This is a genomic window from Mesobacillus sp. QJM3NY_10, assembly GCF_056173465.1.
This window is the reverse complement of the sequence record NZ_CM149675.1, coordinates 1,686,487-1,700,580: the sequence shown is the minus strand read 5'-3', so window position 1 is coordinate 1,700,580 and position 14,094 is coordinate 1,686,487. Positions and strand designations below refer to the sequence as shown.

The 14,094-nt window shown below is 43.1% G+C and carries 13 protein-coding genes; all 13 read right to left on the bottom strand.

Translation table 11 applies throughout. From position 1 onward, the window contains the following. Positions 1-289: 289 nt before the first annotated feature. The 13 genes from ftsZ to AC0VX7_RS08370 all read right to left on the bottom strand — a co-directional run bounded on the left by ftsZ (position 290) and on the right by AC0VX7_RS08370 (position 13,878). Positions 290-1,432: a cell division protein FtsZ gene (gene ftsZ / locus AC0VX7_RS08430; RefSeq protein WP_041966019.1), complete on the bottom strand. Its 1,143-nt coding sequence runs from the start codon at positions 1,430-1,432 to the stop codon at positions 290-292. Positions 1,433-1,472: 40 nt separating this feature from the next. After that, complete coding sequence (gene ftsA / locus AC0VX7_RS08425; protein WP_475427459.1) at positions 1,473-2,756, bottom strand: cell division protein FtsA; 1,284 nt, start codon at positions 2,754-2,756, stop codon at positions 1,473-1,475. Between the two features lie 137 nt (positions 2,757-2,893). Next, on the bottom strand, positions 2,894-3,244 hold the full coding sequence (locus AC0VX7_RS08420) for a small basic family protein (protein WP_215031879.1): 351 nt from the start codon (positions 3,242-3,244) through the stop codon (positions 2,894-2,896). After that, the gene (locus AC0VX7_RS08415; RefSeq protein WP_475427458.1) at positions 3,244-4,023 is read right to left on the bottom strand and encodes a DUF881 domain-containing protein; all 780 of its coding nucleotides are present in this window, start codon (positions 4,021-4,023) and stop codon (positions 3,244-3,246) included. Before AC0VX7_RS08415 ends, AC0VX7_RS08420 begins: the two co-directional genes overlap by 1 nt. 77 nt (positions 4,024-4,100) lie before the next feature. Then, positions 4,101-4,835, bottom strand: a complete 735-nt coding sequence (locus tag AC0VX7_RS08410) for a DUF881 domain-containing protein (protein WP_475428109.1) — start codon at positions 4,833-4,835, stop codon at positions 4,101-4,103. Beyond that, positions 4,783-5,574, bottom strand: coding sequence for a cell division protein FtsQ/DivIB (locus AC0VX7_RS08405; RefSeq protein ID WP_475427457.1), 792 nt, complete (start codon positions 5,572-5,574; stop codon positions 4,783-4,785). The genes AC0VX7_RS08410 and AC0VX7_RS08405 overlap by 53 nt, the downstream gene beginning before the upstream one ends. A gap of 262 nt (positions 5,575-5,836) precedes the next feature. After that, complete coding sequence (murB, locus tag AC0VX7_RS08400) at positions 5,837-6,745, bottom strand: UDP-N-acetylmuramate dehydrogenase (protein WP_475427456.1); 909 nt, start codon at positions 6,743-6,745, stop codon at positions 5,837-5,839. 61 nt (positions 6,746-6,806) lie between these two features. Continuing rightward, positions 6,807-7,901, bottom strand: a complete 1,095-nt coding sequence (murG, locus tag AC0VX7_RS08395) for an undecaprenyldiphospho-muramoylpentapeptide beta-N-acetylglucosaminyltransferase (protein ID WP_475427455.1) — start codon at positions 7,899-7,901, stop codon at positions 6,807-6,809. Between the two features lie 534 nt (positions 7,902-8,435). Further along, positions 8,436-9,536: a stage V sporulation protein E gene (spoVE, locus tag AC0VX7_RS08390; protein ID WP_475427454.1), complete on the bottom strand. Its 1,101-nt coding sequence runs from the start codon at positions 9,534-9,536 to the stop codon at positions 8,436-8,438. 101 nt (positions 9,537-9,637) lie between these two features. Beyond that, positions 9,638-10,990 carry a UDP-N-acetylmuramoyl-L-alanine--D-glutamate ligase gene (murD, locus tag AC0VX7_RS08385; RefSeq protein ID WP_475427453.1) on the bottom strand — a complete coding sequence of 451 codons (1,353 nt, stop codon included), beginning with the start codon at positions 10,988-10,990 and terminating at the stop codon, positions 9,638-9,640. Beyond that, positions 10,991-11,965 carry a phospho-N-acetylmuramoyl-pentapeptide-transferase gene (gene mraY / locus AC0VX7_RS08380; protein ID WP_475427452.1) on the bottom strand — a complete coding sequence of 325 codons (975 nt, stop codon included), beginning with the start codon at positions 11,963-11,965 and terminating at the stop codon, positions 10,991-10,993. It abuts the gene before it with no gap. A 1-nt stretch (position 11,966) separates the two neighbouring features. Beyond that, positions 11,967-12,416: a hypothetical protein gene (locus AC0VX7_RS08375; protein ID WP_475427451.1), complete on the bottom strand. Its 450-nt coding sequence runs from the start codon at positions 12,414-12,416 to the stop codon at positions 11,967-11,969. Position 12,417: 1 nt separating this feature from the next. Beyond that, positions 12,418-13,878: a UDP-N-acetylmuramoyl-L-alanyl-D-glutamate--2,6-diaminopimelate ligase gene (locus AC0VX7_RS08370; RefSeq protein WP_475427450.1), complete on the bottom strand. Its 1,461-nt coding sequence runs from the start codon at positions 13,876-13,878 to the stop codon at positions 12,418-12,420. Between the last annotated feature and the right edge of the window lie 216 nt (positions 13,879-14,094).

Sequence of the window (14,094 nt, the reverse complement as noted above, 5' to 3'; positions counted from 1 at the left end):
TATTAACTTTAGGAATAAATGATGCTTAAATTTTTAGTAGGTCATATATTCCAAAAGTATGTTGTTTAGTAGATTTCTAAGAAAAGCGCAAGCGCCTTGATCAGCCCCGAAAAGCGTTGGAGGGCCGACCGGTGAAGTCGTTCTTTGACTTCATTGGGCGGACCGAAGCGACTCGAGGGGCTAGGCGCTGGAGATGGACACTTATCTAAGTGTAAGTTTATACTTTCTCTCGTGAAAAATAACATAAAAAGGGCATAGCCGTTTCGGCTATGCCCTTCTGAAGTATAAATTAGCGTCTTCTGTTACGATTGCGCAGGAATGTTGGGATATCAAGAGCATCATCGCCCTGTGGAGATTGATTGCTTCTTGGTGCTTCCTGCTGGATTTCTTCACGTTTAGGCTGTTCGCGCTTGATCGCACCCATACCTGGCTTTTGCTGCCCTCCAAAACCTGGTCTTGTTGGCTTAGGCTGGACGACTTCCTCATTGAAGCCTGTTGCAATTACCGTAACGATAATTTCATCTTTTAAGCTTTCATTGATGACAGAACCGAAGATCATATTTACATCCTGGTCTGAAGCAGTGGCGACGATGTCAGCAGCTTCTTGTACCTCGTATAAACTAAGGTTCGTTCCGCCAGTGATATTCATAAGAACACCTTGAGCACCATCAAGTGAAGTTTCAAGCAACGGTGAGGAAATAGCCTTTTTAGCTGCTTCAGTAGCACGGTTTTCACCTGCAGCAACACCAATTCCCATCAATGCTGAACCCTTATTGGACATAATTGTTTTAACATCGGCAAAGTCAAGGTTGATCAAACCAGGTGTAGCGATCAAGTCTGAAATACCCTGGACACCCTGGCGCAGAACATTATCCGCTTCACGGAAAGCTTCTAGCATCGGAGTGCTCTTATCAACAATCTCAAGCAAACGGTCGTTAGGAATCACAATCAAAGTATCTACTGCTTCCTTCATCGATGAGATTCCACCGCCAGCCTGTCCAGCACGCTTGCGTCCCTCAAATGTAAATGGACGTGTAACTACACCTACTGTCAACGCTCCAAGGTCCTTGGCGATTTGAGCGATAACTGGAGCTGCACCAGTACCTGTTCCTCCGCCCATACCGGCAGTAACAAATACCATGTCAGCGCCTTTTAGCACTTCCTCGATTTGTTCTTTGCTTTCTTCGGCCGCTTTCTTTCCGACCTCAGGATTAGCACCAGCGCCTAGTCCACGCGTTAGCTTTGCACCGATTTGCATTCTGATTTCAGCTTTTGAAAGGTTCAATGCTTGTGCGTCTGTGTTGACCGCGATGAATTCCACACCTTGTACGCCGTGTTCGATCATTCGGTTAACCGCATTATTTCCGCCGCCGCCAACACCGATAACTTTTATAGTAGCAAGTGAATCTAAATTTGTATCAAATTCCAACATGACAAATCCTCCTAATTCGCCGATTTCCTGTTAGCTCTGATTATTCAAAAAAGTAGCCAAGAAATTTCTTCATTCTTGAGGTGACTTTTTCTTCAGGCTGTTTCTCAGGCTTCGATTTTGGATGCGGCTGTTTTTGAACTCTCTTTTCTTTCGGTTCCATTTCACTAAAAGTAGCTTCCATTTTCTTCCCTTTTAATTTTGCGTTTTTATAAGCAAATTGGATTAAGCCGACTGCTGTCGTGTACTGGGGTTCTCTTACGCCAATATAATCCGGAATGGCGATTCTTACCCTGCTTTGGAAAATATCCTGGGCAAGCTCCAGAACACCCTGCATATTGGCTGTTCCACCTGTCAGGACAAAACCACCTGGCAAGTCCCTTATGTTCATGTGTTTCAATTCATCCTGGACAAGGGAGAAGATTTCTTCCATTCTTGCCTCAATGATATCGGCTACTTCCAGCTGATTGAACTGCTGCTGCTGGTCGCTGCCGATGATTGAAACCTCGAATACTTCCTCTTCGGATGCATAGTCATAAAAGGCATGTCCATGCTTCAATTTCAATTGATCCGCTTCTTCAGTTGTCGTGCGCAAACCGATTGATAAGTCCTTGGTGATATGGTCTCCTCCAACCGGAATGACAGATGTACCTCTTAAGTGTCCGTTCTCAAACACAGCGACAGTTGATGAACCGCCGCCGATATCAATCATCGCGACACCCATATTCTTTTCATCCTTTGAAAGCGCGAATGCTCCTGCAGCAAGCGGCTGTAGGCCGATATCCACGATTTCAAGTCCAGCACGCTCAACACAACGAAGAGTATTATGTAAGATGGTCTTTGATCCGGTAATGATCGTTCCTTCCATTTCAAGCCTAACACCGATCATGCCTCTTGGATCATTGATCTCATCAAGACCGTCAACGATAAATTGCTTTGGAATCACGTCTATTATCTCTCGCTCAGGTGGAATCGATACCACCTGTGCAGCATCAATGACTCTCGCTACGTCCTCATTCGTGATCTCGCGATTGTCGCTGGAAACTGCAACCACACCATGGCATGGCAACAGGGAAACATGATTGCCGGTGACACCTACAATCACCTGGTTAATCTTTAAACCTATCATTCTTTCAGCTTGTTCGATTGCCCTTTTAATAGAATGAACGGTTTCATCTATATCAACAATGGAGCCCTTTCTTAACCCTTCGGACTTTACATTGCCAACACCAATTATATTTAAAGTGTCGTTGACCATTTCCCCAATGATTACCTTCACACTGGATGTACCGATGTCAAGACTGACATATATATCATTGCTGTTCATTCTGTGGCACCTCCTTCAACAATTCCTAGTGTTTGAACAACAATTTCTTGCCACTATCTAATTGCGTTTCATTTTTTAATTACATTACTTTATTCGTCACAATTAAATATTTCCCTTTTAAAATATCATTTTTTTTTCTACTTTTCACTTGTCGTTGACCATTTCGTCAATATTATTCTCCGGATGACGGCTATATTCTGGAACAGCCTTACCCCAAAGGCAAAAACTGCTGCTAAATACAAGTCTACACCAAGATGGACACCTAGAAAAGCTAAACTTGCTGCTAATACTATATTAAAAAAGAATCCTGATACAAAAACTTTTTCATCATATATATTTTGCAGCTGGGCGCGGATCCCTCCAAACAAAGTATCGAGGGCTGCAAGGATCGCGATTGATAAATAGTTGGAGTATTCTTCAGGAATTGTGATATCGGTCAATAGCCCAATGATTACACCGATGACCAACCCCATGATTGGAAGCCACATTATCCGTTGCCTCCCCCTTTGTCTGTTTTAACGGGTTCCATGTACCTGATCCTGATTGTATCTTGATATGCAGGTACAACCAACATGCTCTCAGGCCTGTTTACGATCACTTCCAGATTATCGATGAAAAAATCCTCGGCTACCGTGGAAACCTTCATTCGATTGTATAACTTTTCGGCTGAATCTCCATTTTCCGTAATTACCCGAACTTCAATAGGAAAACGATTTAAAGAATGTCCATTGATTTTTGTCACCCTGTTTATATCCCGGATGACGGTAGTATTTACGACCCTCTCGCCATCAATGGAAACATGCTTTGCGCCATACAGGTTCAATTCATTCAAAAGCCTTTTAAGCATATCTGGAGAAACCGAAGGCGGATTGTCACCTTCGACAATCAAGTTGAAAGCAGGCTTAATCAAGAGAGTGATCCCCGGTCCGGTGACCTCGGTCAGTCCAGCCTCATCCTTCAATTCTGCGAGGGTTTCCCGCAGTACCTCTTCCTTGCTTTGCTGCCGCTCAGTTTCATACTTAGCTATTTTTTCTTCATTAGACCTGATTTCAAGAAGCAGCTTGGACTGTAATTCCTTCTCCTTCATTAAATCCTCACGAAGCTGCCAAGTGTCACGTGTATCCCTGACTTCTGGTTCCCTGACGGTTTGAAACTGAATGGCGACCATTAATCCAATAATTGCAGCTATAATACTGAAGCTGAGATTCTTAGGTCGGCCCAATGCATTCACCTTGCTTTCTATTAGGCCATTTCTTGTGGTTTTCATTCAATCCCATTCTAAACAGCCTGTTAACCTATTTCTTGTACGGCATTCGTATTTTGGAAAGAAAGCGATGGTCGTCATCATTTCCCCAAAATCGGATCCATTTTAATATCTTCCTTTTCTTCTAACGAAAAAACAATTTGGTCATTCACAAGCTGATCTTTTACCCCACCGGTAATATTGAGAGCGGAGGAAAGAACATCGGGGTCACCAATAGCAGTGATTTCAAATGGGGCAGGATACTGGTAGCCATCAACAGTAATGACAGGGCCTGTACACAAAATATATGAATTGTGAGAAATTCGCTGCCCGTTCACAGAAATAGCTGCTGCTCCTGAAATGTACAGTTCATTGATCACCTTGAACACATGATGCTCGTGGACAAGATAATTATTGATATTCTCTTCATCAGGATCGTATTCTCCATCAGCCAGAGTTACTTTTACTCCCTTACCTCTGACCTCTACCTTGCCAAGGAACATACGATATTTCTCAGCGTCCTCAGCCATGTTAAAGAAAACTTGCGCTTCTTTGGAAAGGCTGGCCTCAATTTCCCTTACCTTTTCCTGCTTGGCATTCAACTCTTTCTGAAGCTCCCGGTTTTTTTCTTCCTCTTCTATCAAGTCGTTTCTCAGACTTAAATGCTTCTCCCATTGCCTGTCCGTCAAGCCCTGGCCTTTCTCACCCTCGTCCTGTGTGACACGGAATGAAAAAGCGACCATAAAGCCAAGTACCAGGAAAACGATTGAAAGAATTACACGATTACTGTTCACTTTCTTTTTCAATTTCAACTTCCTCAGCTTCCTCTGCTTCATATGCTTTAAAATAAGAGCCAACCTCGAGATCGATGACACCCTTTTTAGAAGAGTCAAGCTGGCTGACAATTGAAGGATAATGTGCCATTTTTTCAGAAAAAGTCCTGAGCGTAGCATTTACCTCGAAACCGTCATTCATATACAGCTTAACAAGATATTTATCCGTCTTTACTGGCTGTGAGTGAATTTCAGAGATTGAATTGATGACAACTTCAGGCAGTTCCTCCAGTGAAGTGATCATTTCATCCAGGACCTTCCCTTCTTTAAAGCCTATTAAGATTGGCGCGTTGACAGGAATTTCATCAATCTGCTTTTCTCCAAGAATATTTCCATTTTCAAGGACCGGGTAGAAATTCTTTCCCTTTGAAATGTAGGCAAGCCTGCTATATTCTTCAAGCTCAATGACGACCTTATTTGGAAACTTTACGTTCACAGTAGCTTGTTTGATTTCCTGGATTTTCTCCAGTTTTTCTTCAACTTCGCCTTTGCCGATTTTCCACACATTTGACTCGAAGCTGAGCCCGCTTTTTTCCACGATGTGCTCGTAGGAATAAGACTCATTTCCTGAAACAGTAATCTCTTTCACCTTGCTTAGCGGTGACTGAAAATAGATAACACCGGCTATTAATATAAAAAACAAAGCCAGAAGCATGATAAGCCTTCGATTAGCTTTCTTTCGTCTTTGATGTTTTAACTTTGGAATCCGATCTTCAATTGAGACGATTTTCCTCTTGTCCATTTTCAATCCCCTCTTTATCGGCTGAACCCTTTTCCAATAAGAATAACATCTTTTTTCTTGATCTTGCAGGTTAAAGCCATCGTTATAATAAATTTAGAATCAGAAGCTTTCCCTGGTATTGAAAACAATAAGTATGTACAACAGCACATAATAAGAAAAGAACCAACGGCATGAGAATCTGTCATGCCGTTTTTATCCGGACAGCATCCTAATCTAATGAATTATTATATCACAGAAATTGACAGCTTGAACCACTTTCCTGCTATTTCCGACCTATAATTTCTACCTCTGTCTCCATTTTCACACCATGTAAATCTAGGACTGTATCCTTTACATGCTGAATCAGACCAAGTACATCCTCAGCCTTTGCATTTCCTTTGTTCACAATGAAATTCGCATGAAGCTCCGAAATTTGTGCCCCGCCGATTTGATGGCCTTTCAAGCCTGATTTTTCGATTAAATTCCCAGCATAATTGGGAAGGGGGTTCCTAAAGACACTGCCGCAGCTTGGAAAGTTATAGGGCTGGGTTTCTTTGCGATAATCCTTGTTTTTTTGAAGCTCCGCCACAATTTCATCCTTATTGCCTTCTTGAAGTTGGAAAATGGCTCCTACGACTACACCTGGCCGCTCTTTCTGGAGGACAGATGTCCGATAAGAGAATTTCATTTCTTTGTTAGTGAGCCACTCAAGAGCGCCATCTTCAAAAAGCACATAGGCTTTCTCCAGAATTTGTGAGATATCAGAACCATGGGCCCCTGCGTTCATATAAACCGCACCGCCAATCGACCCAGGAATTCCGCCAGCGAATTCAAGCCCTGAAAGTCCTTTTCGGCTAATGGTGATCGCAAAGTTGACCAGCGAAAGACCTCCACCAGCTGTCACTCTAGTACCATCGATCTCCAAATCATCAAGCCCAGAACCGAGTTTAATCACAACACCTTCAATGCCTTTATCTGAAACGAGGAGATTCGAACCTCTGCCGATCACGGTCCATTCAACACCAGAATCCTTAAAGACTTCAACCGCTTTTCTTAAATTTTCTATTGATGAAGGTTCAATAAGTATGTCAGCAGGTCCGCCAATTTTCATTGATGTATGGTTTGCCAGCGGTTCATTTTCCTTAACAGAACCGATGTTCAATTCCCTAAGTTTGTTAGCTAGATCCTTCATAATTACCTTCCTTTCACGATACAGCTATTTTGACTATTTTATGCAGCTGCATGCCTATAGGCTACTTTTTCGCCAGTTCCTCCATGAGACGGTACAGTCTCTGGGCTGAGTCAGGTATGCCTAGTTTTTTCGCCGCCTTTTTCATATCGGCCAGCTTCTCTTCATTGCCCAGTATGTGGTCAATACTTTCGACCAACTTGGGTCCTGTAAGATCTTTTTCAAGCAGCAGCCGTGCTGCTCCGTTTTCACTTAATGCCCGTGCGTTTTTTTCTTGATGATTGTCGGTTACATATGGGCTCGGAATCAGTATGCTGGGAATCCCCAATGAAGTAAGTTCAGCCAGGGTAGTCGCTCCTGCCCTTGCTACAGTTAAATCAACACCGGATAGCACCTCGGGCATATTGTGAATAAATGGTTTGATGATGACATTTTCCGGATTACCGACAAGTTCAACTTCCTTCTGGACATCTTCAAAATGAACATCGCCCGTAACATATAACACTTGATATGATTTACCGCTTAATTCAGTGAGGCTTTTAATGACTGCTTCATTAATTGGCCTGGCACCCCTGCTACCGCCAAAAATAAGCACAGTAGGAATTTTAAGCTTTAATCCGGCAGACAATCTGCCTTTGATTCCATCCTGCCCCAATACCTCAGATGCTCTAGGGTTACCAGTCAACACAACCTTTTGCTCAGGGAAGAATTCCCTAGCTTCTTCAAAGCAAATCGCGATTTTATCAACATAACGGCTCAGGAATTTATTCGTCAAACCTGGAACGCTGTTTTGTTCATGGACAATTGTGGGTATGCCCATTTTCGCAGCCGCATAGACCACAGGACCGCAAACATAGCCCCCAGTACCTATGACCACATCTGGCTTGAATTCCTTGAGCATTTTTTTACTATCCCTGACACCTTTTAGGAAACGCAGGATTGTTTTTACGTTTTCAAATGAAATCTTTCGTTTGAACCCTGTGATATGTATGGACTTAAACGGGATGTTCTCCCTTGGCACGAGCTTGCTTTCGAGCCCTTTTTCCGTCCCTATGTAGAGAAACTCGACATTCTCATCCTTTTTTTGAATTTCCCTTATTAGTGCGAGCGCAGGGTAAATATGTCCACCTGTACCGCCGCCGCTAACTGCAATCTTCATTTTCCACACCTCAACAACTTATCTCTTTTTTAATCGCGTCCATCACGCATGCATTTACACACCAGGTTTTTCCGGATTGCGTGATGTGAATAAGAATTGTGAAAAGGAGCCTATAAAAAAGGCACTCCCCGGTTTTACCCTATTCTACTATATTCTAAACTTAAGAACAGTTTTTAAAGATATTGTTATTTAAATGTAATATAGCATGAACATAGCCATATTCCTAACATATTCACAGGACATGTCCGAATTTCCGGCTCCTTTTTAAATCATAACTCACAGAAGGAATAGTAATCAAAAACAAAGGCTGTTTTCGTAAAGATTGTTGTTAAAATCCTAAAGCCGATTTTAACGTAATATATACTAATTTTGCAGGTCGGTATTAAGTTTGCATGCTCTTTTCTCATATGAACCGTCAACTTTAAGAAGGAATATAGGTAATTCAATCCAATTTTGTATTCAATAGCAACAAAGTTTGAGAAAAGAGCCAAAACAAAAGACCCTGATGGCAGGGTCTTTTGTTTTTATAACAGTTTAATATCTCGAGTGTCGACTGATATTCAGCAGTACACCGACGGCCATCAACATCAGTGTCAGGGATGAGCCCCCATAGCTCAGGAATGGGAGCGTTATACCAGTAACAGGCATAAGGCCGGTGACAACACCGATATTGATCATCACCTGAATTGCAATCATTGCAATGATCCCAGTGGCCAGAAATGTTCCGAATAAATCGGGAGCCCCAAGCGCAATCCTTACTCCCCTCCAAAGCAGTAAGGAGAATAAAAGAAGAATCAATGAACCGCCAATGAATCCAAGCTCCTCAGCGAGAATTGCGAATATAAAGTCTGTTTGGGGTTCAGGCAGATAAAAGAACTTTTGCCTGCTTTGTCCCAGGCCAAGACCAAACAATCCCCCAGGACCGATTGCGTATAGCGATTGGATCATTTGAAACCCGCTTCCGAGAGGATCTTGCCATGGGTCTAGAAACGATGTAATCCGTTTCATCCTGTATGGCGCAGAAATAATCAGTCCGACAAAACCGGCGACCCCCAGCAAACCGAGTCCGACAAAATGGCTAATCCTGGCACCGGCAATAAAGATGATGACAACAGAAGTACCGACCATGACTGTTCCTGTTCCTAAATCAGGCTGAAGCATAATGAGGCCAAATGCCAAAAACACAAGCCCTAAAGAAGGGAAAAGTCCCTTTTTAAAAGAAGTGATTGCTTTCTGGTTCTCTGACAAAAATTTCGCGAGGAAGGCAATCATCGCAATCTTCATGAACTCTGATGGCTGAACCGAAAAGGCACCTACTCCAATCCAGCTCCTTGATCCATTCCGCACATTCCCGACTCCAGGAATCAAAACAAGGATCAACAGGACAAAACAAATAATCAAAATGACCTTTGCCCATGTTCTCCATGTCCAATAGTCAATATTCATGATGAAAAACATCGCGATGATCCCGACACCTGCAAAGAGCATTTGACGTTTCGCAAAGAAAAAAGAATCATTAAACTTATAGTCCGCCCAGACAGCACTTGCGCTATAGACCATGATCAAGCCCACTGCCAAAAGCGTAAATGTAACAATCAGTAGAAAAATGTCTGGAGTAGATTTTTTCGTTGGCAAAGCAATACACCTCGGCTGTATGATTTAGGGCTCATATGCCGCTTCCCATCCAGCCTGCAATGAGGCCAAGCAACCTGAGTCATGTTGTTCGAGACAAGCCCTTACTTAAGCTTATGCACGGCCTCGATAAACATGTCTCCCCTGACCTCAAAAGTTTTATACTGATCCCAGCTTGCACATGCTGGAGACAGCAGGATGACATCACCGGGTTCTGAATGTTCAAATGCCACGGGAACGGCCTTTTCCACATTATCGGCCCGCAAAATCGTTTTTATTCCTGCATCTTGTCCAGCCTGTCCAACTTTTTCAGCTGTCTCTCCAAAAGTAATCAATGTCTTCACATTTTTTAACGAAGGAACAAGCTCATCAAAAGAATTGCCCCTGTCAAGACCGCCGGCCAGCAAGACGATTGGTGCATCGAAAGCTGCAAGGGCATTTTCAGTAGCCAAAATATTCGTTGCTTTTGAGTCATTATAAAATTTACGTTCATCGATAGTGGTCACATACTGAAGCCTGTGACGAACGCCTGCAAAGGTAGTAAGCACCTTACTGATGGCCTCTTTATCTGCACCTGAAAGCAGCGTCGCCGCTACGGCCGATAATATATTTTCCAGATTATGCTTGCCCGGCAGGACGATATCCTTTGTTTCTATAATTTGCTCCCCGTTAAAGCAAACCCATCCATCCTTCACATAAGCACCACTTTCAAGCACCTTCCTTGTTGAAAAAGGAACGATTTGCGCTCGGGAATTGCGGGCAATTTCCATGCATTCCTCCTGGTCGGCATTGACAATCAGGAAGTCTTCTTCAGTCTGGTTTTTTGTAATCCTAGCCTTTGCACTAATATATTCATTTCTTGTACCGTGATAATCCAGGTGTGCGTCATACAGATTTGTAATGATGGATATCCGAGGCTTGAACTGGTCGATTCCCATCAATTGAAATGATGACAGTTCAATGACGATCGTATTTTCAGCTGTGGCTTCCTGAGCAACACCTGATGCTACCGTACCGATATTGCCCGCAATCAATGGATGCTTGTTTCCTGCCTCAAGCATTTCGAATATTAACGTTGTAGTAGTTGTTTTTCCGTTAGTTCCCGTAATACCAATCAGCGGTGCTTCAGAAATCTGGTATGCGAGCTCAACCTCGGTAATAACCGGAATTTCTTTTTCAATCGCTTTTAGAATCATAGGATTATAGTACGGAATTCCGGGATTCTTGACGACGAGTTCAAAGCCTTCGTCCATCAATTCGATCGGATGGCTTCCACAAACAACCTTGATTCCCTGCTCAAGCAATCCTTGCGCTTCGGGATTTTCAGAAAGAGGCTTACTATCGTTGACAGTGACAAAAGCCCCTAGTTTATGTAGTAGAGCAGCCGCACTGACTCCACTCTTGGCAAGGCCAAGTACTAATATCTTTTTATGTTGATATGTTTTGATATCTTTCATCTAGATCCACACCTCAATATAAATTCCAAGGATAGCGAAAAGAAGGCCTACAGTCCAGAACGTGACAACAACACGCCATTCTGACCAGCCAATCAATTCATAGTGGTGGTGAAGTGGACTCATCCTGAATATTCTTTTCCCAGTAGTTTTGAATGAAATAACCTGAAGGATAACGGATAATGTTTCAATCACAAATATTCCGCCAATGATGATCAGAATAATCTCAAGCTTCGCAAGGATCGCGACAGTTGCAATTGCACCACCAAGAGCGAGAGAACCCGTGTCTCCCATAAACACTTTAGCAGGGTGTGCATTAAATACAAGGAATCCTAAAACAGCGCCAACCACCGCGACTGAAAAAATAGAAAGCTCATATTGAGATTGGCTCCAGGCAAGTACAGCGAATGCACCAAATGCAATCGCAGCTGTTCCGGAAACCAGCCCGTCAAGCCCGTCCGTCAGGTTAACAGCATTCGAAAACCCGACCATCCAGAAAATAATGAACAGCGCATATCCCCATCCCAAATCAAAGGAAATGTTCGTTAACGGGATGCTGATGACTGTTGATAATTCACTTTGCTTGAATATGAAGTAAAAAATAACGGAAATAATAATCTGGCCAAGCAGTTTTTGTTTCGAAGTCAAGCCAAGGTTTCGCTTCATGACAACCTTGATGAAATCATCCATAAAGCCAAGCAGGCCAAATCCTAGAGTAACAAATAACAATAGATACGTTTCCACTGAAGGCTGGGAGAACTTCCCTGTCATGACGAGGGTCGTGATTGTGATGGAGATTAAGATCATGACGCCGCCCATAGTCGGTGTACCTGTTTTTTTCTGATGCGATTTCGGCCCTTCTTCTCTGATGCTCTGGCCAAATTTAAGCCTTCTCAAAAAAGGAATAAACACTGGAGAAAGCAGAACAGTGATAAGGAAACCCATCAATATTGTGAAAAAGATAACTTGCTCCAGCATTCTATTCCTCACCTGCCTTATTACGATTGCTGCCAAAACCATTGATGTTTTCGGCCATCACAGCTATATCATATGTTTCATCAGCTTCATTAAGAAGTGCTTTGTTCAGGAAAATGAATTTAGTTCTTTCGTTGATGTCTTCTTGTTGTGTTAAGTAATCATAGTATGAGTTCATAATTTTCTCTAAGCCTTTCAAATTATCTTGTGTGTAAAAAATCGGGAAATGGTTTGGCGCATATGCCGGCACCTGCTCGCCTTCAGGCCAGACTGCTGCCACAGCACCATTTGAAATCGCATCCTGTAAAGTTCCGGAATCATTCGATACCGGCACAAATAGCCCTTTAGGCTGTTTAGCACCAGCCAGACTGCTTACAGTATGAAAGTGGATATTCTCATCCCTTATTCCAGTTGCTCTTGAAAATAGATTTGAAACATCCTGGTATGTCAGCATATTACCTCTCCTCTATCGCCTCGCGTGCCACAATCCGGTCATCAAAGTCGAATGTCCTGTCACCTATTTGCTGATATGTTTCATGGCCCTTCCCAGCAATCAGGATCACATCCCCAGACTTCGCACTTTTTATGGCGTGCTGGATCGCTTCCTTCCTGTCAATAATCGAAGTATAAACTTCGCCCTTTACTCCCTCTTCCATATCCTTGATAATTTCTGCCGGATCCTCGCTGCGCGGGTTATCTGATGTGAAGACGGCATCTGTAGAATATTCACAAGCGATTTTCGCCATAAGCGGACGCTTAGTTCGATCCCGGTCGCCTCCACAGCCAACTACACAGTAAACCCTTTTCTGTGCAAATTGCTGTATTGTTTTCAGGACGTTTTCAAGACTGTCAGGGGTATGGGCATAGTCAACGATCACAGAGAAATCCTGTCCTGCATCGACTACTTCAAACCTTCCCGAAACTCCTTTAACACCTTCAACAGATGCGATAACAGCCTCTAAAGGTACGCCAGAAACGAGGGCAGCTCCGATGCTCGCAAGTACATTATAAATGCTGAACTTTCCGATCAACTGGATGTTTACCTTTTTCACGCCAAATGGGCTGACCAAATCAAATGATGTTCCGCTGGCCGTCATTGCAATGTTGATTGCCTGCAGGTCAGCATGGTTGTCAATCCCATATGTTAATATATGGGCAGTTGTCAGCATAGCAAACTCATCACTTGCCGGATCGTCTGAATTTAAGACTGCAATTTTCGGTTTCTCATGGTTAAAGGCATTTCCAAGCTGTGAAAAAAGAAGCCCCTTCGCTTTCCTGTATTCTTCCATTGTCTTATGGTAGTCCAGATGGTCTTGCGTTAGGTTTGTGAAAACAGCAACATTGTAATCCGTTCCATGGACACGGCCATAAACAAGCGCATGCGAAGATACCTCCATTACCGCTGTATCAACCTTTTCGTCGACCATTCTTTTGAACGTCTTTTGTAGAGTCAGACTCTCCGGAGTTGTATTTTTCACTTCAAAGATTTGCTCGCCTATCTTAGTGTACATCGTTCCAATCAGCCCGGTCTTCTGACCAGCATCCTTGAAAATCTGTTCAATAATATGACTGGTCGTCGTCTTTCCATTCGTACCCGTGATTCCAACCAGATGAAGCTTCTGGCTAGGCTGGCCGTAAAATGCATCCGCAAGCACTGCCATTGCCCGTACCGTGTCCTTGACAACAATTACCGGGACATTCACGGGCAATTCTCGTTCTGCGAGAACGGCTGCTGCTCCATTCTTCACGGCTGATCCAGCAAAATCGTGACCATCAACTGTATAACCTTTTATGCATATGAATAAACTTCCAGGAGTCACTCTGCGGTTATCATTTTCAATTGAAGTAATTTCGGGATTTTCTCCCTTATAATCCACGAACGGGTGCAAGTAACCAATCAATTCGTGTAATTTCATAAATATCAAATCCTCTCAAACAACATGGCGACTCTTATTTTACATGATTAGGCTGAAATTAGCCATTGTTGAGATGAAAAGAGCAAGCCCTTTTTACACGAGTTAGACTGGTGCTGCTCCTCAACAAGTGAAATAGCCAAGTATCCTAAAGCAGGCGGCGGATGATTATCCTGCCGCCGCCTGCTCACCATAGGTTTATGTTTTAATTATAGCTCT